Origin of the sequence: uncultured Campylobacter sp. (genome assembly GCF_938041645.1) — a bacterium.
Classification (GTDB): Bacteria; Campylobacterota; Campylobacteria; order Campylobacterales; family Campylobacteraceae; genus Campylobacter_B.
The window spans coordinates 1-21,120 of sequence record NZ_CALIST010000032.1 but is presented as its reverse complement, the minus strand read 5'-3'; the positions used below and the strand labels follow the sequence as shown (position 1 = coordinate 21,120).

The following is a 21,120-nucleotide window of genomic DNA, read 5'->3' as shown; positions in this document are numbered from 1 at the left end:
CATCGAAGGCATTTCAAGCGGCAAGGCAAAAACGGATTTTGCTCTATTGATTTCGCGTATCCTGTGGCTTGCGATAATTATAGACTAGCATGGGATTAATATGCGATGGTTTTTTAACACAGTAGCTTCGTATGAATAAATTTATCTTACTAAGGGGCATAATCGCTTCGGCGCAATTTAAAATTTTGAGTAGTTTATATAGGCGGATTTAAATTTAAACTAGATTTATCATCACGGCAAAATCTGTCGAGGTTTTAAATTTAGAGTAAAGAGTCGATTCAGATTTAAAATCCTGGCGCAAGAATGTAAAGCAAGAAGATAGATTTAATAGGACCCCGCAAATTTATCTTAAAATTTAGCGAGATCAAATTTGGATTTACGCCGCAGGCACGCTATTTTCGGCGTGAGTATCGTCCGAGCCCTTAGGCCTTAAAAGCCACTGCTTTGCAAAGATCAGCGCGTAGATCGCTACGCCGATGCCGTAGCTTGCGTATTCACTTGGGATAAACTCTATGAATTTCGCGCAGATATTAGGCACCAGCATTAGCGGCGTTACTAGCAGCAATAGTAGGCGCTCTACCATGTTGCACTTGGTTACGAACCAGCCTTGTAGCGAGGAGCTGAAGGCAAACATACCTACGATCGCCGTAGCAAAAATCAGCACGATTTGCAGTGGATCACTGATCCAAACGATACTTTTTGAATCCATCGGATCGCCGATGCTTTGGATCAAAAGCAGCTTATTGTTGAAGAAAAACGCAAACGGGAGCACCGCGGTGCGTAGATCATACACGAAGCCCTGAAGCCCCACGGTCACCGGATTTGCCTTTGCGATACCCGCCGCAGCGTATGCTGCAATACCCACTGGCGGGGTATCATCGGCTAAAATTCCAAAATAAAAGACAAAAAGATGCACTGCGATCGCAGGGATCAAAAAACCGTTTTTGCCCGCTAGTATCAAAATCACTGGCGCGATTAAGCTTGAAACGACGATATAATTCGCCGTCGTAGGAAGTCCCATGCCCAAAATCAGGCTCATTATCGCAGTCATCAGAAGTATCAATACTATGCTATTTCCTGCGACCGCCTCCACGAGCTCTGAAAGAACCTGTCCCAGCCCGGTAAGCGAGATCGAGCCGATGATGATGCCCGCTAGCGCGGTGGCAACGGCGACCGTGACCATGTTTTTAGCAGCACCTACCATAGCCCAAAAGATATCGACAAAGCCGACGATAAAATCGGACTTGCCAACCTTTTCGCCAAATATCGTTTTTTTAGCGGGCTCTTGTACGATCATTATTAAAAATAGCACGCAAATCGAGTTAAATGCTGCAGAGATCGCGCTTTCTTTTAGAATCAATAGAGTAAAAAGAAGCACCAAAATCGGGATTATGTAATGAATGCCGCTAAATATAATTTTTAGCTTTGAAACCTTGGCGTAATCGCGGCTGCCGCGAAGTCCTAGCTTGCAGCTTTCAAGATGCACGATAAAAAATAACCCCGCGTAGCAGACGAAGGCTGGGATCACCGCCGCGATCATTACGTTGGTGTAGCTCATACCCAAAAATTCCGCGATTATAAACGCCGCAGCGCCCATGATAGGCGGCATAAGCTGCCCATTTACGCCCGCAGCGACCTCGATAGCGCCCGCCTTAGTGGCGGTAAGCCCCGCTTTTTTCATAAGCGGGATCGTAAAGGTACCCACCGTCACGACGTTTGCGGTCGAACTACCGCTTACCATTCCGGTTAGTCCGCTAGCGATTACGCTAGCCTTGGCAGGCCCTCCGCGGAAGCGACCTAAAATCGCAAACGCTACGTTTATAAAATACTGCCCCGCTCCGGCTCGCTCCAAAAGCGCGCCGAATAGCACGAACAGATAAATGAAGCTGGTGCTGACCCCCACTGGTACGCCAAATACGCCCTCTGTAGTTAAAAACATATGCCCTGCAAGCAGTTCAAAGCTTGCGCCGCGATGCGAGATGATATCGGGCATATAAGGACCGAAGTAGCAATACAGAAGAAAGGTAAAAGCGATAATACCAAGCGCTGGTCCCATCATACGACGACCTGCTTCAAAGAGTATGAAAATTCCGATAAACGACGCTACGATATCTCTGGTTAGATAATTTCCCGGGCGCTGCGCTAGCCCGTTAAATTCTATTGCAGGATACAAGATCGCGGCGACTCCGACGATTAATAAAATATAATCGTAAAACGGGATGTAAAAATGTGCCTTAGAGCGCGGGCGAAACGGAAAAAGCGAAAAAATTATAAAAATGGCGAACGCCAAGTGGATTGAGCGCGCGATATTCGTATTTAGCGTAAAATACGCGATGTAAAGCTGAAAGACCGACCACGAGAAGCAGACCAGCGTCACGAGCCAGAAGAGCTTTTTAGAGGTAAATTCTCTACTCTTTACCTCTAAAACCTGCTCGTCGTTTTGTGTAGATTTCTCCATCAACTAGCCTATTTCAGCAGCCCAGCTTCTTTATACACCGCCTCTGCTGCAGGATGAAGTGGCGCACTAAGCCCCTCTAAAAGAGATTCTTTGCTTACCAAATTTAGCGCAGGGTGTAGCTTTTTATACTCGTCAAAATTATCAAGTATAGCTTTAACTACCGCCCTAACCGCCTCGTCGCTTTGGCTAGCGTCGGTTACGAGTACGGCCTTTACGCCGATAGTCTGCGTATCGTGATCTACGCCGTCATACATTTTCGCAGGGATCACGCCTTTGGCAAAATATGGATATTTTTCTAGAATTTTTTTGATATGCTCATCGTCGATGCTGACTAAGTCGATAGGAAGCGAAGTCGCCGCATCAGTGATATTTGCGGTCGGATGTCCTACGACGTAGAAGTATCCGTCGATCTTCTTATCTTTTAGCGCCATAGGGCATTCTTGCGCGGTTAAGACGCCGTGCTGGGCGAGCTTTTTAAGATCAAAGTCGTAGTTTTCAAAAACTATAGTGCTGGTTAGCTCGTTGCCGCTACCTGGGTTCCCGATATTGATCTTTTTGCCCGCGGCGTCGCCGTAAGCTTTGATGCCACTCTCTTTAGAAACTACGAAAGCCAAAAGCTCCGGATAGATCGAAATTACGGAGCGTAAATTTTTATCCGCCGCGCCTTGAAATTTGCCCGTACCGTTGTATTTATCATAGACGACATCGCTTTGAACGAAGCCGAAATTTAGCTCTTTTTTAAGCACGTTATTGACGTTATACGTCGAGCCGCCCGTCGATTGCACGGAGCATTTCATATTTTTATCCATATTTACCAAGCGGCAAATCGCGCCGCCCACCGGATAATAGGTGCCGGTCATACCGCCGGTGCCGATATTGATGAACTCCTTAGCGCCTGAAACGCTAGCTAGTAAGGCCAAACCGGCCAAAGCAACAGAAAATTTTTTCATCTTTGCTCCTTTTTGAGTTAAAAGTTTGAAAGTATTGCTAAATTTCTATAAAATTCTAATAAAAACAGATCGAATTTCGCGCAAATTTACGATTTTACACATCACGGCGCAAGTGATTTAATATCAAAGTAGCTCGGCGATCTGCTCTGATATGCGGAATTTTACCGCAATAAAATTCTAAGCTTGAAATCCAAACGCCCGTGGATAAAATTTAACGCTATAAATTTAAAGCCTTAATAACTCACGCTGCTAAGATACAGCCCGTTCGGCGGGAAGGGGATTCTGCTAAGCGCTCGCGAGAAGCTGATCTTGCGCCCGCTCTGCACGGATTTTAGGGCGTTTGCGACCATCAGCCGCACCTGCGCTCGCAAAAATCCGTTGGCTTTAAAATTTATCAAGGTCAAATTTCTAAAAGAGTAGGCACGCGCGACGTAGAGCTCGCGTACGGGACTTTTTATATCGCTGCCGCTTTTCATAAACTCGCTAAAATCGTGCTCGCCGATAAAATTTGCAAGCGCAGCATTGAGCGCGGCAAGATCTACGCGCGGATAAAACACGCAAAAATCGCTAAGAAAGGGGCTGGGACGTCCGTGGTTTAAAACGTAGCGATAGCAGCGTGCCACGGCATCGTAACGCGGATGAAAATCGCGCGGCACCGGGTTGATGTGACGTACAAAAATATAGGGCGCGCAGTGGCGGTTTATGAGTTCTTTTAGGCGCGGCAGCTCCCAGTGCACGGCGCATTCTACGCAGCTTACCTGGCGCAGCGCATGCACTCCTTTATCGGTGCGCGAGCTGCTGATGAGTGGCGCAAAGATCCCTACTCGCCCTAAAGCCGCGCGCAGCACGTCCTCGACGCCGCGCCCGTGAGGCTGAGACTGCGAGCCGCTAAATTTCGAGCCGTCATAGGAATAGACGAGCTTGAGCTTTACGCGCTCGGAGTTTGCGCTCGCGGCATATGTGCACGCATCTGCAGGAGTATTTGGCAGGGCGCTTATTTTGCCGATGTGCGCAAGTTCATTCGCTACAAAGTCGCTTGCAGGCGCGCTTTCAATAATATTTTTGAGTTCGGACGCGCTTGCAAGGGTATTTGCGGAAATGCCCGCTTTGTAGGCGGCATCTGCTTTGCGGGAGTTTTCGGTGCGGACGGACGCGGGACGGGTAGTGTAAAATTTTGCGGCGGACGAGATATGGATTTTTAAAGCGTCGTCGCTCGCTACATTAGCTTTCGCAGCGTTTGCCACACAAATATCCAAAGCGGCGGTATCGGCGGAATTTCTGCGGACGGAATTTAAATTTGCCGCACGCGTAGTCTTTTTAGCGGAAACGGCGTCCAAATTCCGCCTGACACTTTCTTGCTTTAAACCGCAATCGGGCGCAGTATAGGCAGCTGTATCGCTTGCCGTACTTGCAAGAGCGGAATTTTTAAAATTTAAAATTTTATCGTTTAAGATCAAAACCTGCTCGCCGTTTTGCGCTTTGCATTTTAAATTTACGCCACGCAAAATTTTAGACGCGCTAGGCTTGCTAGCCGAAATTTTATCCGCTAAATTTCGAGCGGACGAGCTTTTGTTTAAAATTTCGCCGCCGCAAAGCTCGGAGTCTTTTTCAGTATCTCGGGGCAATTTTGATCCTGTAGTATAGCAGCGAGCCGATAAGCGTAACGCCGAATGTCACCGGAAGCGCGATGCTCGGGTATTTGGAGAGTAGCATAATCATCGCGAAGTAGCTAAAAAGCACGCCGAAGATCCCCGCGTAAACGAAGCCTTTTTCATAGCGATAGGTCACGATACCGAGGCTTAGCGCAAACAGAAAGCTCGCTAGCGGAAAGAGCGAGACGAGGGTGTAGATGCTAAATTCCTTCCTGCGCTTCTCGCTGCCGCTCATATCGCTCCAGTATCCGATCACGCCGCCTCCGCCGCGGATATTGCGGTCGCTTTGCGTGCGCAGGGTTAGGCTTTCAAACTCGCTTACGTGCCACTGCTCGCCGCCCATCGTGTAAATTTTGCCGTCGTGTAGCATCGCAGAAAAGCTCGCGTTTTCGTTTTTAAACTCGCCGCTACGCGCTACGATCATTCGCTCGTGATCCTGCGAGTTACCCGGATTATACAGCACGAGATCCTTATACAGCGTGCTTGTGCCGTTGTTTTCCTGCGAGTCGATAAAAACGAGCCAGTCGGAGAATTTCTGCCCGAATTCGTTGGATTTGATATTTAGCGTCGCGCTAATTTTTTTGTAATCGATGAAATTGTCCTTTAAATTTTCGGCTATCGGCATCATAAAAAGCGATACGAAAAGTAGTGCCAAGGAACACAGCGCGGCGCTTATGCCAAAAAACAGCGCGATCTTGCGCGTGGCGTAGCCGATCGTAAAGATGACGATGGTTTCGTTCTCTTTAGAGAGCCTAAAAAGCGAGATACTAAGCGCTACGAAAAACGCGATCGGCACCGTAAATATGAGTATGCGCGGCAGCATGAAAAGATAGAGCTTGACTAGCTCCGAAAAATTTATCTCGATAAACGACGTAATGCGCGCGATCTGAAGGAAAAAGACGATCGACATTATGATAAAAAGCGTGCTGAAAAGCGACGCGAACGAGCCGACAAAATTACTAAATAAATAGCGCTGCACTCTATCCATAAATGACGTCCAGAAGCCTTAAAATTTGATCTCTAAAAATAAAGGTAAGAAGCAGCCCCATCGATAAAAACGGCACGAACGGCAGCTCATAGCCTCTTTTGTGCGCGATGAGATACGCAGGTAGCGTCAAAATCGCGCCGATGTAGATCGAGATACCGCCCAGCTTCCAGCCCAAAATCGCCCCCATAACGCCCGCGATAAAAATATCCGCGCTGCCCATCGCTTCGCGCTTTAGCACGAAAGTGACGATGAGGCGCAGCACGAAAAATATCGCCGCGTATCCCGCCGCCGCTCCTACGCCGCTAAGATTAAAATCATACATCAGCGTATAAGCAAGCGAAAGCGCCGTAACTACGTAAAGAAGGCTCTCCGGTACGGCTTTATACTCAAAATCGATCGCCGAAAGCGCCATAAGCAAGATAAAGCAAAGCCCAAGCATTGCGGCTTTTGCAAGATCGGGCTCGCCGAAATACGCCGCAAGCGCAAGCGCGCCGCCTAAAAGCTCGACGATCGGGTAGCGAATCGAAATTTTGGTTTTGCAAAAGGCGCATTTGCCGCCCAAAAAGAGCCACGAAAGCAGCGGGATGTTATGGTAAAATTTTAAAGCGTGAGAGCATTTCGGGCAGTGCGATGCGGGAAAATTTACGCTCTGTCCGCGCGGCAGGCGGTAGATCAGGACGTTGCAAAACGAGCCTACGCAGGTGCCGAATACCGCAAAAATCACGCCGTAAACGATATTTAAATCCATCTTTTTCCTTTGGAGCTTTAACTTTTTAAAATTTAATCAAACGCTTTATGGTAGCGAGAAATTTCTTAGTTTTCATTGATTTTTTGCCTCTTATAAGGGAAAAATTTTACGAAAATCGCCGCCGCGCCTACGCAAAATAAAATGGCTATGAGCCCGGCGATTAGCGGCTTGTCGCATGCCCCATATAATCCGCCGAAAATCAAAAATCCCGCTACTAATATCACGGCGTCCAAAAGATCGAAGTTTAAAGTATCTACGATCCACAAAAACATAATATATGCGCCTATCCAGCTGCCTGCAGATGCCAAAATCCCCATTTTATCGGGGATGAAAGCAAATGTTAGCACAAAAAACAGGAGCAGGCAAATGTAGACCGCGAGTATAAATTTCTTTTGTTTTTTATACACGCTGCCGCATCTTGGGCATCTTAGAGATTTCATCGGCTTTTTGGTAAGTTTTTTGCCGCAACCACATTGTATGTAGTAGCTCATAGCCTTCCTTTCGGTCTTTGCATGAACGCGCGGCGCGGTTTTTAAAATTCTGCCGCGTTAAATTTACCGCGCCGCGCAACGCAGCTCGCGCTAGAGCTTTAAATTTAAATGGGCGAAATTTAAAATTTCTATGGTGCCGCGAGTGCCCGCAGATTAAATTTTAAAATTTAAAGCGACCGTTAGAGCGACTGCGCCGCAGCTTAAAGACCGCCGAAGCGGCGTTGTTTGCGGCGGAAATCATCCACTATGCGCGCAAGCTCCTTGCGCGTGAAATCGGGCCACAGCGTCGGCGTAAACGCAAGCTCGGCATAGCTCGCCTGCCAGAGTAAGAAATTCGACAGCCGTTGCTCGCCGCCCGTGCGCACCAGCAGATCCACGTCGCCGCTGTGCGCGGTATCCAGATGCGCGCCGATGCCCGCTTCGCTTAGCCGCTCGCCGCTTGCAAGCAGCCGCTCGCACGCTCGCACGATCTCATCGCGTGAGCCGTAGTTGATCGCTAGGTTAAAATTTAGCGCTCGCCCGTTTTGAGTTAAATTTGAAAGATATTCGATCTCGCTTCGCAGATCGCCCTCAAAAGCCGATATGTCACCGATCGGATAGAATTTTATCCCATTTTGGATAAATTTTTCGCGGCGCGAAATTAGGAATTTTTGAAGCAGTTTCATCAAAAATTCCACTTCGCTTTTCGGGCGCTTCCAATTTTCGGTGCTAAAGGCATAGAGCGTGAGGTTCGCGATGCCTTCGTCGATGCAAAACTCGCAGATCTGCTCCACGACCTCCGCGCCCGCTTCGTGCCCGCCGGTGCGCAGCAAACCGCGCTTTTTCGCCCAGCGCCCGTTGCCGTCCATCACTAGGGCTAGATGATTTAGGCTATTCACGGATCAGATTTTTTTCAGCTCAGCCGCGATTTTTAGGGCGACTTCGTCCTTCGGCGCGGTGTCGATTACGACCTGATCGTTTTTCGTGATAAAGGTGACCTTAAGGACGTCGCCGCCGAGCTTGATGATGTCGTCCAGCACGTTTAGGCAGACGGCGTCGAGATGCTTTTCGTTAAGCATGCGTTTGGCCTCGCCGACGGCGTTTTCGCGGTCGGTTTCGAGTTTAAAGCCCACTTTTTTGATATTTCCGCGCACGGAGCTTAAGATATCCTCGTTTTCGCCCAGGCGTAAATTCCAAATTTCGCCGATCTCCGCCTTTTTCACCTTGTCTTTATAGCGCACTTTCGGCGAATAATCGCTTACCGCAGCGGCCATTATCAAATATGAGCCGTCGGGGAATTTTGTGCTGTCAAGCGCCGATTTTAGCCCGATGGTGCTTTCAAATTTAACGAGCTTGTACGGTAAATTTTCATATTCGTTGCTAGAGATCAGCGTTACGTCTGCGCCCAGATAAAACAGCGCGTCGGCAATCGCTTTGGAGGTTTTGCCGCTGGAAAAATTCGTAATGCCGCGCACGCTATCGATCTTTTCAATCGTCGCGCCTCCGGTGATGATGACGGTTTTATCCTCCCAAAATTTATCGTTGTAAAGCGCACGCTTTAGCGTCTGCATAATCGCCTCGGTGCTCGCTAGTCCGCCCTTGCCGGTATCTCCGCAAGCTAGGGTTTTTTCTATCGGATCGACGAAATACGCATTGACGCTCGCTTTTAACATATCGATGCAGTTTTTCGTGATGTTGTTTTCAAGTAGTGCGGGGTTCGCGGCTGGCGCGATAACTACCTTGGCATGGGCGAAAGCCGCGTTTAGCACCTCTAAAAATACGTTGTCGCAGACGCCCCATGCGAGCTTGTTTATCGTATTTGCCGTTGCAGGCGCGATCAAAACCAAATCCACCTTGGAGTAAGCGATGTGGTTGATGCCCGCCTGCCAGTTTTCGTTAGCTTTGCAAAGCACGGGGTGATCGCATAGCGCCTCGAATGCCTTGTAGCTAACAAACTCCTGCACGCCGTCGCTAAGCGCGACATAGACGTCGAAATTCGACTTTTTCAGAGCGGATAAAATTTCAAACGCTTTGTAAAAACTGATACTCCCGCAAACCGCCAGTAAAACCTTTTTCTTACTCATCTTCGCTCCTAAAAAATTTATGGAAAAACCTATCTTTGTTGATTTGTTTGCTTCGGCTGATCGCCAGCGCGCCGCTCGGAACGTCGCTTGTAACCGTTGTGCCGGCGGCGATTATGACGTCGTCGGCTATCCGCACGGGCGCTACTAGCTGCGTGTCCGAGCCGATAAAGACGTTTTTGCCGATTATCGTTTTGTATTTTTTCTTGCCGTCGTAGTTGCACGTAATCGTGCCGCAGCCGATATTGCTGCCCTCATCGATCTCGCAATCTCCGAGATAGCTTAAATGCCCCGCCTTGATTTTGTTTACTTTCGCGTTTTTAAGCTCGACGAAATTTCCGATATGGGTGCCTATAACCTCGCATTTTGGGCGCAGATGCGCCATCGGACCGATGTCGGAGTTTTTTACGACGCTATCTTCGATGACGCAACCGCTTTTGATGAGCGAGCTTTCGATCACGCAAGGGCCTATGATGCTTACATTTTCTTGCAGCTCGCACTCGCCGATAAATTTCGCCCTACTATCGATGTAGATGCTTTGCGGTAGGCGCATTAAAACGCCTTGCTTCATCAAATTTTCTTTGATCTCGTTTTGCATTAAATTTTCGGCGACGCTGAGGGCGAGCTTATCGTTTATCCCCATGAAGCTTTGCTCGTCCACCCACACGGCGGCGCATTTTAAGCCCATATCTTTGGCGATTTTGATAGCGTCGGTGAGGTAGTACTCTTTTTGCGCGTTATCGGGTTTGATCTGCGGTAGAATCTGTTTCAATGCTTCGCTTTTAAAGCAGTAGCAGCCTGCGTTTGCGTCTTTTACCGCCTTTTCTTCCTCGTTTGCGTCCTTTTGCTCGACGATCTTTAAAATTTCGCCGCCTCTGGTGATTACGCGGCCATATCCGAATGGATCGCGCGCGCTAAAAACGCTTAAATTTACTTCCGCGTCCCCCTCGCAGAGTTTGCGAAGCTCGGCGCTTTTTACCAAAGGCATATCGCCGCAGATTATGAGCGTTTTGGCTCTGCGGATTTCGACCTCTTTTAGTCCGCCCGCAGTGCCGGGGAAATGCTCGTGATCTTGTTTGTAAATTTTAGCGTTTGGAAAGTGCGCTAGAATTGCGCTTTTAACCTCGTCAAATTGATAGTGTAAAATCACGCTCACGTCGTTTGAAATTTCGTAAGCTTTCTTTAAGATGTGGATTATCATCGGCTCGCCGCAAAGCTCGAAAAGAACTTTAGCTTTTTGCGACTTCATCCGAGTGCCGAGTCCTGCGGCAAGAACTATAACCGAAACGTCGTTCATTTTTACCCTTAAATTTCAAAAATCGGATAATTTTAACACATTTAAAATAAATAAAAACCTAAATTTATGCCGCGTGGGCGAAATTTAAATCCCAAATTCAACTAAAATTTTATAAAATTCCGCCTAAATTTTAAAGCTTAGGCGGACGTTTTGAAAAAACTGATTTTAGTTACTTGTATTTGGGCTTTTAGTTTCTCGCTGATAGGCGAGTTTTTGCGCGGCATAGACAGCGCGTATTTGGCATTTTCGCGCGTATCGTTGGCGCTAATTTGCTTTTTGCCGTTTATGAAATTTCGTGGCGTAAATCCAGCCCTGGCGCTTAAAATTTGCGCCGTGGGCGCCGTGCAGATCGGCGTGATGTATATCTTCTACTACCGCAGCTTTGCGTATTTGAAGGTCTATGAAGTGGCGCTTTTTACGATATTTACTCCGTTTTACGTGACGCTGCTTTACGACGCGCTTAAGCTTAGATTTCGCGCGCTATATCTTTTCAGCGTCGCTGTCGCGGTGCTAGGTGCCCTGGTGATAAAATTCGGCGCGATAAGCTCCGAGTTTTTGACGGGCTTTTTGCTTGTGCAGGGCGCAAATTTATGCTTCGGGCTCGGACAGAGCGCGTATAAATTTATGCTGGAGCGCCACGGCTTTAGCGAGCAGAAGGAGCTTTTCGGCTACTTTTTTGTGGGGGCCACCGCCGTTACGGCGATTGCCGCGATCGTGCTCGGAGATTTTTCTAAATTTAATCCCAGCTTCTCCCAAGGCGCGGTGATCGTGTATCTGGGCACTGTCGCAAGCGCTCTGGGGTATTTTTTGTGGAACAAAGGCGCGTGCGAAGTCGATAGCGGCGTGCTTGCGATTATGAATAACGCGCTCATCCCCGCAGCGATCGTCGTAAATTTAGTGTTTTGGCAAAAGGACGCCGATATAGCGCGCTTACTTGCGGGCTCGGCGCTGATTTATGTTTCGCTAATTTTGCATAAAAAGATTATGAAATTTTACGCCCTGCGCGAGCAAAGAATTTAGTATTTAACTAAAATTTTATATTTTTACATTAGAATTAGCCCTTATTTTATTTGAAGTTGGCTAAATGAAAAAAACCTTGAAATTTATCGCCTTTACCCTGCTCATAGTCATTGCGATATACTTCTTATACGGCAAATTTTTTAAGCAAGAAGAGGCGCCGAAAGCTCTTACGACTAGACTTGAAAAGGGCGATATCAGAGGCACGGTGACGGCTGCGGGCGAGGTTTACGCCAGAGATTTGGTCGATGTGGGCGCGCAGGTAAGCGGTCAGATCAAAAAGCTCTACGTCAAAGTTGGCGATAAGGTTCAAAAAGGCGATATGATCGCACAGATCGACTCGGTCACTCAAGAAAACGAGATCGCACAGCAAAAGGCGCAGCTTCTGATCCACGAGGCAAATTTGGCTTCGGCAAAGATCGCCGCGGCAAATGCTAAAACGCAGTATAATCGCGAGCTTGAGCTGTATAAAAGAAACGCCGCTTCCAAAGAGGCTGTGGAAAACGCTAAAAATAGCGCCGCTTTAAAAGAGGCCGAGCAGAAGCAGATCGAGGCGCAGATCGAGCAGACCAAACTTCAGCTAAGCACGGCGGAGACGAATTTCGGCTACACCAAGATCACGGCTCCGATAAGCGGCACGATCGTTTCGATGCCGGTAGAGGAGGGCAAAACGGTAAATTCCAACCAAACTACGCCTACGATCGTAAAGATCGCCGATCTAGGCAAGATGGAGATCAAGATGCAGATCGCAGAGGGTGATATATCCAAAGTAAAGGTTGGAATGGACGTAGAATACTCCATACTATCGGATCTGGATAATATCAAAAAGGCTAAAATTTACAAGATCGACCCCGGTCTTACCACGCTTAGCGACGGGACTTACGATAAAACCTCTAGCGGATCGTCTTATTCTTCGAGTAGCAGCGACAGCGCGATCTATTTTTACGCAAAGATGCTCGTAGACAATGAAAACGATTTTTTAAAGATCGGTATGACGACCGAAAACAACATAATCGTAAGCGAAGTGAACAATACGAGCTACCTGCCTACCTCGGTTATCAAGCGCGACGCGAAAGGCGATTACGTCACGGTGCTTAACGGCAAAGAGCCTGAGCAGCGATACGTAAAAACGGGCGTCAGCGACGATTTGAATACTGAAATTTTAAGCGGTTTGGATGAAAAAGATGAGGTACTCATCGCCGACGGAAAAGCCGCGCCGTTAAATATGGACGGGCCTCCGATGGTGTTTTAGTTAAAATTTTATGGTGTAAAAGATGCTAGAGCTTAAAGATATAAACAAAAAATTCATTCTCGGCGATAACGAAATCCACGTCCTAAAGGACGTAAACTTAAATATCGAAGCGGGCGAGTTTATATCGATAATCGGGCAATCCGGAAGTGGAAAATCGACGCTGATGAATATAATCGGCTGCATCGATACGCCAAGCAGCGGAAGCTATAAGATCGAAGGTCGCGAGACTGCGAATTTAAGCGGCGACGAGCTTGCGGCGCTTAGAAGTAAAAAATTTGGCTTTGTCTTTCAAAAATATAATCTCATCGCCACGATGGACGCGACCGCAAACGTCTCGCTACCTGCGGTGTATGCGGGCGTAGGAGCGAGCGAACGAAGCAAGCGAGCGGTGGAGCTTTTAAATAAGCTGGAGCTTGGCGATCGCACCAAAAATTTACCGAGCAAACTTAGCGGCGGGCAGCAGCAGCGCGTAAGTATCGCTCGCGCTCTGATAAACGGCGGCGAAGTGATTTTGGCAGACGAACCTACCGGCGCGCTTGATAGCAAAAGCGGCGAGACGGTGATGCAAATTTTAACGGCGCTGCATAAAGAGGGGCACACCATCATCATAGTTACGCATGATGCGCATATTGCGGAATTTGCGGATCGTATCATCGAGATCAAAGATGGCAGAATTTTAAGCGATAAAAGAAAGACGGAGCGGATTTTTGAGCGCAAAAAAGAGCAGATCAAAACGAAAAATTCTTTCATACTGCGCAAAGATCAGCTCATCGAAAGCTTTAAAATGTCGATTAGCGCGATATTTTCGCATAAACTAAGATCGATTTTGACGATGTTAGGCATCATCATCGGCATCGCGTCTGTTATCTGCGTAGTAGCTCTCGGTAAGGGTTCGGAGGAGAAAATTTTATCCGAGATCCGTAAAATTGGCACCAATACGATCGATATCTTTCCCGGTAAAAATTTCGGTGACGTGCGTGCGGGCTTCGTGAGCACCCTTACGATAAGCGATTCTAAAGTTTTGGCGCGTCAGCCTTATGTTGATTATGCTACACCCAACGCTTCTGCAAGCGGTACGGCAACATATGCTAATTTAAGCTCCAAGGCTCAACTACGCGGCGGCGGCGTGAATTCTTTGGCGGTTAATGGCATAGATATAGAAGATGGTAGAAATTTTAGTGACGATGATATTAAAAATTCTGCCTCCGTCGCGATTATCGATCCAAACACTAAAAAAACATTTTTTAAAAATTCAGATCCAATCGGCAAGACGATTTTATTTTCGGGTAAGCCGCTTAAGATCATAGGAGTTTCGGGTAAGGATAAAAACGCCTTCGGAAGCAACGAAAATTTAAGAATTTACGCGCCGTACTCAACTGTGATGAATAAAATCACGGGCAATCGAAAAATCAGCTCTATTACCATCAAAATAAAAGACGATGTCAATACTCAAGTGGCCGAAGAGAGCCTAACTCAGCTACTTATCCAAAGACATGGCTCGCGGGATTTTCATACGATGAACGCAGATACTATCAAACAAACAATACAAAGCACTACCAGCACGATGACGATTCTGATCTCATCAATCGCGGTGATCTCGCTCGTCGTCGGCGGCATCGGCGTGATGAATATCATGCTCGTAAGCGTTACCGAGCGCACGCGCGAAATCGGCATCAGAATGGCGATCGGCGCGAAGCAATCCAACATCTTGCAGCAATTTTTGATAGAGGCGATCTTGCTTTGCTCGCTGGGCGGAGCTTTAGGAATTTTAATCGCTTTGGCGCTTGGATTTGCATTTAATACCATAAGCCCGGATTTTGTGATGAAATTTACTACCGCACCTTTCGTGATCGCCTTTGCGGCGTCGTCCGCGATCGGTATAGTTTTCGGCTATCTGCCGGCAAGAAACGCCAGCAGATTAAATCCGATAGATGCTTTAGCACAAGAATAAACAAGGAGAGAAAATGATAAATTCCAAAGTAATTTTAAGCGGCGTTTTAGCTGTTTTTATCGGCGGTTGTGCCTCAAATCAAAGTGAGGTCGAATTTAAACCTGTAGAGCATTTTAAGGACGAAAATGCAAGCTATGAAATCGATACGCTGTGGTATAAAAAATATGGCGAATCATATCTAAATAAGCTTGTAGATCAAGCCCTTGCGAATAACTACGATCTAAAAACAGCGGCTTTAAACGTTGAGAGTGCTTATGCAAATTTAGGGCTAAGCAGGGCTGATCTTTTTCCTACGCTAAGCAGCTCGTGGAGTGCGGGCGCTAATCGCGACATAAGCACCGGCTCGAATTGGAACAAAACCTATAGCTCGGGCTTTAACGTAAGCTATGAGCTTGATCTTTTCGGCAAGATCCGCTCGGCGGTAAATGCCGAGGGCTGGAACGCTAAAGCCAGCGAGTTTGACCTTGAAAATACTCGCCTGACTCTTATAAATTCCGTCGTAAGCGGCTACTTTGAGATGCTTTATCTAAACGATTCGCTAAAATGGACAAAACAGAATTTAAGCGATTACCGAGAGATCGAAAAAATAATCAAGGCAAAATACGATTACGGCAAGTCCGAACAGCTTGATTACAGGCAGATTCAAAATTCTATCCTAGGGCTTGAAAACAAGGTCTTAAGCATTCAAAAAAATATCGAGGATAATCATAAATATATGAGAAATCTCATCTCCTCCAGCTTGCAGTTTGATGATAACACCGATTCGATAAATTCCATAGAATTCCAAGGCGTTGATCTAAATGTGCCTTACACGGCGCTTGCTAACCGCCCCGACATTAGAGCTGCGATCGCTAGGCTAAATTCCAGCTTTTACGACGAACAGACCGCTAAGTTAAATTTCTTTCCTAGCGTGAATTTGGGCGCAGGGCTTACTAACGGGCAAGGCGTGAGCGCTAACGATAGTTTCAAGCTAAATTTTTTAAGCGGCAACGTAAGCATAAGTCTGCCGTTTTTGGATTATGCGAGGGTTGAAAACCGCCTTAAAATTTCGGAGATCGCTTTTCGCAAAAATGTCGTAAATTACGAACAGACGCTCTCTAACGCTACGAATGAGGTGCTAAATTTATATAGAATTTACCAGATCAATCTAGCTAGCCTTAAAAATTTAAGCGCTGCTTACGATGAAAAGGCGCGCATTGCCGATCTTTACGCCGCGAAATACGAAGCAGGTTCAAGCGAGCTAAAGGATATGCTAGAAGCCCGCACCGACGCCGTAAACGCTAAGATAAACGAGCTAAATCAAAGATATTTGACGCTTCAAAATGAGGCGGCGATCTATCGCGCGATGGCAGGTAAATTTAAACGCAAATGAAAAAGGCTTTGATATTTTGGTTGCTTTGCGGTGCGATATTTGCTGATTCTATGGTACTAAGTGCGCAAGATGGTGCAGTAAGCCTTAGCGCCAGCGCTTACGTTGCGAACGATAAACAATCAGAATTTGAGAAAAACCATAGTGAAATTCTGCTAAATCGTCAAAAAAATGAACTAGATAGGCAAAGCCTGCAAAATAATTTGCAACGTGAATCAAAAGGCGCAGGCGACCACGATGATTTTTCGATGAAAAAGCAGCCGATGCAAGACATCAAGGAGCGAAACAATAAAAATGAACAGGACTTAAAACTGCGCCGTAAAAAGCTGCAAGGCGACGCTTATCGGCGCTAGGGCTGCTTTTGTTTATCGGTTTTTAAGTAAAGTTTCTATAAAATCTCCGCTTTACATTTTCTTAAAGGAACAGTTATGAAAAGAACGTACCAACCCCACAATACCCCTAAAAAGCGCACTCACGGCTTTCGCGTCCGTATGAAAACAAAAAACGGCCGCAGAGTTTTAAGTGCAAGACGTGCTAAAGGCAGAAGAAGATTGGCTGCGTAGGCGAATTCGCTGCGATAAGCGATAGCAGGGTTTTTTCGGAGGTTTATAAAAGTGCGGCAAAGTGGCATTGCGAATGCGCTGTCGTGTATTTTTTGGCTAGCGAGCAGCGTAAATTTAGCGCAGTCGCCAGTAAAAAAATAGGCAATTCAGTTACGCGAAATTACGCTAAAAGGCGTTTGCGCGCCGCGTTTTATAATCAAAAAGACGCCATTGTTAGCGGAATTTTTATATTAATCGCAAAAAAGCAGATCATAGATATGAGCTTTGAAGACATTGAGCGAAATTTAAAATGGGCGTTTAAAAAGATCGGCGCAGTAAAATGAAGAGATTTTTTATAGCCGCGATCGGGTTTTATCGAAAATTTATTTCGCCTTTGCTGCCACGCTGTTGCCGCTACTATCCGAGCTGTTCGGAATACGCGCTTTATGAGTTTAAGTTTAACGGCGTATTTGGCGCGCTCTGCGCTGTAACGGCTAGAATTTTAAGATGCAATCCGCTCTTTAGCGGCGGCATAGATTATCCGATAATCGCGCGAAATTTCAAATTTTGCGTATTTTCTAAAATCCGCAGCAGCAATGCCTCTGCGGATAAATTTAAGCTTTGGTTTATACCATATAAAAAAAATAGATATTACGTCATACGACTAGGAGAAAATAGTGCTAGATAAACTTCCTCAATCAAAGCGCCTTGCTATCGCAATAGCAACTGCGCTCATATTTTTTGTAGCTTACGATCATTTTTATTTATCAAAAATTCGCGCCGCAATGGAGGCAAATGCAACCGCAGCGCAAATAGCGCAAAAAAATGCCGCCAAGTCCGCTCCGCAAACTTCCGCCGCTGGCGTGAGCGCGCAGGGAGCGAATTTAAATACTGCAAATTCCATATCTGCACCGTTAGTACGCGTGGTTGGCAAAGAAGCAAATTTTACGATCGACAGGCTCGGTCGCATAAGCTCGTATGTGCTAAATGATGCTAAATTCCGTGACGAAAACGGCGATGCGATAAATTTGATCGATGCCAAATCGCATTCCAAGCCGCTTGAGGTGCGTTTCGAGGACGCGGCGTTGAATGCGATGGCTTTTGATACTCCTTACAGCGCTTCATCTAGCGAGCTGGACGTACGAAACGGAGAGGCTAGCGTTACGTTAAGTCAAAGTTTAGGCGCCGTTAGCATAAATAAAATTCTTACCTTTTATCCAAATGGTAGTTATAAATTGGATCTGAAGTTAAGCGGCAATGCGCATTATTTTATTAGTCCCGGCTCGCGCCCGAACGTAGAAGTAGATAGCTATACGGTTCACGGCGTCATCGTAGGAAAACCGGGCGAAGCGGGAATTTCAGATAAAATCGCTTCATTTTTTACAGGCTCGCAGGCTATAAACGAAAGCGTAGAAATTTTTAAAGATGGTGATGTGGATAAAAACGAGCGAATAAGTGGCGTAAATATCGCTGCAAGCTCCGATCGCTATTATACGACGCTATTTTACGGAGAGAGCTTGAATGCGACCGTGACTGACGCAGATAAAATTTCGCAGGTTTTCATAAGCTCGGACGGCGATCTTAGTCTTACGGGCTATATCGGCGCGAAAGATCACGCGACGCTAAACTCGATAGATCCGGTTCTTACCAATATCATCGAATACGGCTGGTTTACCTTTATCGCCCGTCCTATGTTTAAATTTCTAAACTGGCTGCACGGCTATATCGGTAACTGGGGTTGGTCGATCGTAGTGCTTACGCTCATTATCCGCCTAATCTTATTCCCGCTAAGCTACAAGGGAATGCTATCTATGAATAAGCTAAAAGATCTGGCGCCTAAGATGAAGGAGCTTCAGGAGAAATATAAGGACGATAAGCAAAAGATGCAGATGCATATTATGGATCTGTATAAGAAAAACGGCGCCAATCCGATGGGCGGCTGCTTGCCGATTTTGCTTCAAATACCGGTATTTTTCGCGATCTACCGCGTTTTGCTTAACGCGATCGAGCTAAAGGGCGCGGAGTGGGCGCTGTGGATCCACGATCTGTCGCTTAAAGATCCATATTACATCCTGCCGATTACGATGGGAATTTTGATGTTTTTGCAACAAAAGATTACGCCGACTACATTTACCGATCCGATGCAAGAGAAGATGATGAAATTCTTGCCGCTCATTTTTACGGTATTTTTTGTGATGTTCCCTGCTGGTCTTACGCTATACTGGACGGTAAATAATTTCTGCTCCATTATCCAGCAATACGTCATTAATAAAGCCTTTGCTAGGCATAAACAAGCTCAAATAGCGGAGAAAAAATCATGATAATTGAAGCAGAAAATTTAAAAGACGCATATAATAAAGCAGCAGCTGAGCTTGGATGCTCAGTAACGCAACTTAACGTGCGCGTCTTGCAGCATCCAAGCGGCGGATTTTTGGGCTTTTTTAAAAAAAATGCCGTAATAGAAGCGGTTTTGGAAGGGGAGAAATTTAGCGAAAATCCGGAATTTAGCACTCCGCAAAGCAAAGTCGGTAAAGCAGAGAAAAAGCAGGGCGACAAATCAGAGTCTCAAAGTCCGCGCGCCACGCATTCTAAACATCGCAAAGAAAAGCAAAAGGGCGTTGTGACGGATGAAATTTTATCCGATATCAAAGAGAAGCTATCTGCACTTTTTAGATCAAGCGAGTTTAATATTGAAGTTAGCGATGTTAGCAAAATCGACGAAAATACCGTCTATATCAAGCTGCAAGGCGAGGATAGCGCGCTGCTTATCGGCAAAGAAGGACACCGCTACAAGGCGCTTTCGTATATGATTTACAACTGGATCAGCATCAGATATGATCTTGCTGTGGTTTTTGAAATCGCAGAATTTTTACAAAATCAAGAACGATTTATCGATTCTTATGTAAATGCGCTCGTGGAGCGCTCTGGAAATGAGCGTATCGTCACGAAGGCTTTTGACGGTGCATTTATCAAAATCGTAGCCGACAAGCTAAAACAAGCATATCCAGATCGTTTCGTGGGCATCAAATCCACGCGTAGCGGCAAAATCGTCATCGTAGACGAAAAAAGCTAATCGTGAGCGAGACTATCGCCGCTATCGCTACGGCTCACGGCATCAGCGGAATTTGCATAGTTAGAATTTCAGGCGAGGAAGCGCTATCTATCGCTCTAAGCCTTTCACATCGCAGTTTTTTGCGACCTCGCTATGCTACGCTTGTGAATCTTTTTGACGCGAGCGGCGAAGCGTTCGGCGAGGCGATTTTGATATATTTTAAGGCTCCGCATAGCTTTACCGGCGAGGATGTCGTAGAAGTGCAGACCCACGGTGGCTTTACGGCTTCATCCTTGGCGTTAGATGCCGTGCTGGCTCTGGGTGCGCGCATAGCAAATCCGGGTGAGTTTAGTAAGCGAGCGTTTTTAAACGGCAAAATGGATCTTAGCAAAGCCGAAGCCATAAGCGATCTGATTAATTCGCGCTCGCAAAGTGCGGCTAAAATTTTAGCTAGAAACCTGCGCGGCGAGCTAGCAGACTTCGTCGCAAATCTGCGCGCGGCTCTGGTTAAGACGCTAGCTTTTGTCGAGGTTTGCATCGACTACGCAGAGGACGATCTGCCTTCTGATGTGCTGCAAAGCTCGCAAAAGATGCTGGATGAAAATATAAAAAGCCTGGGAAAAATCACCCGCATAAGCCGCAGTCGCAAAGGGCTAATCGAGGGCTTTAAAGTAGCGATTGTGGGTAAGCCTAATGTCGGTAAATCAAGCATTTTAAATTCTATGCTGAGCTTTAGTCGCGCTATTGTTAGCGACGAAGCGGGCACTACGCGCGATCTCATTGAAGAAAGCCTGCAGATAGGCACTCATCTAATCCGTATAGTCGATACTGCAGGTATCAGACACAGCAGCTCAAAGCTCGAAAGTATCGGCATTTCATATTCGCTTCGCGCTGCAAGCGAGGCGGACGTGATTTTGGCAGTGTTTGACGCAAGTCGCGAATGGGACGCCGAGGACGCGCAGATCTTAAAAATATTGCGTGAACAAAAAGACAAAAAAATCATCTACGTTTTAAATAAATGCGACTTGCCGCGTAAATTTCATCCTAGCGTGGAGGATCTTGACGAGGATTTAGAGGCTTTTTCTGCAAAAAATTTCGCAGCCGAAAATCCCATATCAGAGAATTTCATAGCCGAAAATTTAAAGCAAAGTCGGATCTGCGACGCTTCTTTAAATTCTTGCGCGCAGAATTCAAAAGCTAAAAATTCAAAGCGTGACTTAAGCGCGCAAAATTCTACTTCCATAAATTCCGCGCCTACAAGCCAAACAGTTCTTGCGAATTCCATAAATCCAA

At 46.5% G+C, this 21,120-nt stretch carries 20 protein-coding genes; 11 read left to right on the top strand and 9 right to left on the bottom strand.

From position 1 onward, the window contains the following. Window positions 1-376: 376 nt before the first annotated feature. The 9 genes from Q0600_RS05125 to glmU form a co-directional block, all read right to left on the bottom strand. Window positions 377-2,458, bottom strand: a complete 2,082-nt coding sequence (locus tag Q0600_RS05125; RefSeq protein WP_298757686.1) for a TRAP transporter permease — start codon at window positions 2,456-2,458, stop codon at window positions 377-379. An 8-nt stretch (window positions 2,459-2,466) separates the two neighbouring features. Then, window positions 2,467-3,408, bottom strand: coding sequence for a TAXI family TRAP transporter solute-binding subunit (locus Q0600_RS05120; RefSeq protein ID WP_291937906.1), 942 nt, complete (start codon window positions 3,406-3,408; stop codon window positions 2,467-2,469). Between the two features lie 233 nt (window positions 3,409-3,641). Then, a complete protein-coding gene (truA, locus tag Q0600_RS10565; RefSeq protein ID WP_366517543.1) occupies window positions 3,642-4,397 on the bottom strand; it encodes a tRNA pseudouridine(38-40) synthase TruA in 756 nt (251 codons plus the stop codon). Window positions 4,398-5,016: 619 nt separating this feature from the next. Further along, entirely contained in the window at window positions 5,017-6,048 is a 1,032-nt protein-coding gene (locus tag Q0600_RS05110; protein ID WP_297916887.1) for an LptF/LptG family permease, read from the bottom strand. After that, the gene (locus Q0600_RS05105) at window positions 6,041-6,796 is read right to left on the bottom strand and encodes an A24 family peptidase (protein WP_298757681.1); all 756 of its coding nucleotides are present in this window, start codon (window positions 6,794-6,796) and stop codon (window positions 6,041-6,043) included. The genes Q0600_RS05110 and Q0600_RS05105 overlap by 8 nt, the downstream gene beginning before the upstream one ends. 65 nt (window positions 6,797-6,861) lie before the next feature. Next, window positions 6,862-7,287, bottom strand: a complete 426-nt coding sequence (locus Q0600_RS05100) for a hypothetical protein (protein ID WP_298757679.1) — start codon at window positions 7,285-7,287, stop codon at window positions 6,862-6,864. A gap of 200 nt (window positions 7,288-7,487) precedes the next feature. Further along, window positions 7,488-8,165 carry a polyprenyl diphosphate synthase gene (gene uppS, locus Q0600_RS05095; RefSeq protein ID WP_298757676.1) on the bottom strand — a complete coding sequence of 226 codons (678 nt, stop codon included), beginning with the start codon at window positions 8,163-8,165 and terminating at the stop codon, window positions 7,488-7,490. 3 nt (window positions 8,166-8,168) lie between these two features. Further along, window positions 8,169-9,350, bottom strand: a complete 1,182-nt coding sequence (gene coaBC / locus Q0600_RS05090; protein WP_298757673.1) for a bifunctional phosphopantothenoylcysteine decarboxylase/phosphopantothenate--cysteine ligase CoaBC — start codon at window positions 9,348-9,350, stop codon at window positions 8,169-8,171. Then, window positions 9,343-10,644, bottom strand: a complete 1,302-nt coding sequence (glmU, locus tag Q0600_RS05085; RefSeq protein ID WP_298757669.1) for a bifunctional UDP-N-acetylglucosamine diphosphorylase/glucosamine-1-phosphate N-acetyltransferase GlmU — start codon at window positions 10,642-10,644, stop codon at window positions 9,343-9,345. The genes coaBC and glmU overlap by 8 nt, the downstream gene beginning before the upstream one ends. Before the next feature lie 150 nt (window positions 10,645-10,794). Between glmU and Q0600_RS05080 the strand changes: the two genes are divergently transcribed. The 11 genes from Q0600_RS05080 to mnmE all read left to right on the top strand — a co-directional run. Further along, the gene (locus Q0600_RS05080) at window positions 10,795-11,664 is read left to right on the top strand and encodes an EamA family transporter (RefSeq protein ID WP_298757666.1); all 870 of its coding nucleotides are present in this window, start codon (window positions 10,795-10,797) and stop codon (window positions 11,662-11,664) included. Between the two features lie 64 nt (window positions 11,665-11,728). After that, window positions 11,729-12,913 carry an efflux RND transporter periplasmic adaptor subunit gene (locus Q0600_RS05075; RefSeq protein WP_298757663.1) on the top strand — a complete coding sequence of 395 codons (1,185 nt, stop codon included), beginning with the start codon at window positions 11,729-11,731 and terminating at the stop codon, window positions 12,911-12,913. Between the two features lie 22 nt (window positions 12,914-12,935). Then, window positions 12,936-14,864, top strand: coding sequence for a MacB family efflux pump subunit (locus Q0600_RS05070; RefSeq protein ID WP_298757660.1), 1,929 nt, complete (start codon window positions 12,936-12,938; stop codon window positions 14,862-14,864). Window positions 14,865-14,877: 13 nt separating this feature from the next. Beyond that, the gene (locus Q0600_RS05065; RefSeq protein ID WP_005873225.1) at window positions 14,878-16,236 is read left to right on the top strand and encodes a TolC family protein; all 1,359 of its coding nucleotides are present in this window, start codon (window positions 14,878-14,880) and stop codon (window positions 16,234-16,236) included. 8 nt (window positions 16,237-16,244) lie between these two features. Continuing rightward, window positions 16,245-16,586 carry a hypothetical protein gene (locus Q0600_RS05060; protein ID WP_298757657.1) on the top strand — a complete coding sequence of 114 codons (342 nt, stop codon included), beginning with the start codon at window positions 16,245-16,247 and terminating at the stop codon, window positions 16,584-16,586. 75 nt (window positions 16,587-16,661) lie between these two features. After that, window positions 16,662-16,796: a 50S ribosomal protein L34 gene (rpmH, locus tag Q0600_RS05055; RefSeq protein ID WP_005873223.1), complete on the top strand. Its 135-nt coding sequence runs from the start codon at window positions 16,662-16,664 to the stop codon at window positions 16,794-16,796. Beyond that, window positions 16,784-17,119 (top strand): ribonuclease P protein component, encoded by a 336-nt coding sequence (rnpA, locus tag Q0600_RS05050; RefSeq protein ID WP_366517542.1) that lies wholly within the window; start codon window positions 16,784-16,786, stop codon window positions 17,117-17,119. The genes rpmH and rnpA overlap by 13 nt, the downstream gene beginning before the upstream one ends. Next, on the top strand, window positions 17,116-17,463 hold the full coding sequence (yidD, locus tag Q0600_RS05045) for a membrane protein insertion efficiency factor YidD (RefSeq protein ID WP_297949690.1): 348 nt from the start codon (window positions 17,116-17,118) through the stop codon (window positions 17,461-17,463). Before rnpA ends, yidD begins: the two co-directional genes overlap by 4 nt. Further along, a complete protein-coding gene (gene yidC, locus Q0600_RS05040; protein WP_298757654.1) occupies window positions 17,453-19,096 on the top strand; it encodes a membrane protein insertase YidC in 1,644 nt (547 codons plus the stop codon). Before yidD ends, yidC begins: the two co-directional genes overlap by 11 nt. Continuing rightward, window positions 19,093-19,848 (top strand): Jag N-terminal domain-containing protein, encoded by a 756-nt coding sequence (locus tag Q0600_RS05035; RefSeq protein ID WP_297883323.1) that lies wholly within the window; start codon window positions 19,093-19,095, stop codon window positions 19,846-19,848. Before yidC ends, Q0600_RS05035 begins: the two co-directional genes overlap by 4 nt. A 2-nt stretch (window positions 19,849-19,850) precedes the next feature. After that, window positions 19,851-21,120 (top strand): tRNA uridine-5-carboxymethylaminomethyl(34) synthesis GTPase MnmE (mnmE, locus tag Q0600_RS05030; protein WP_298757652.1); only part of this gene is annotated, 1,270 nt, incomplete at its 3' end.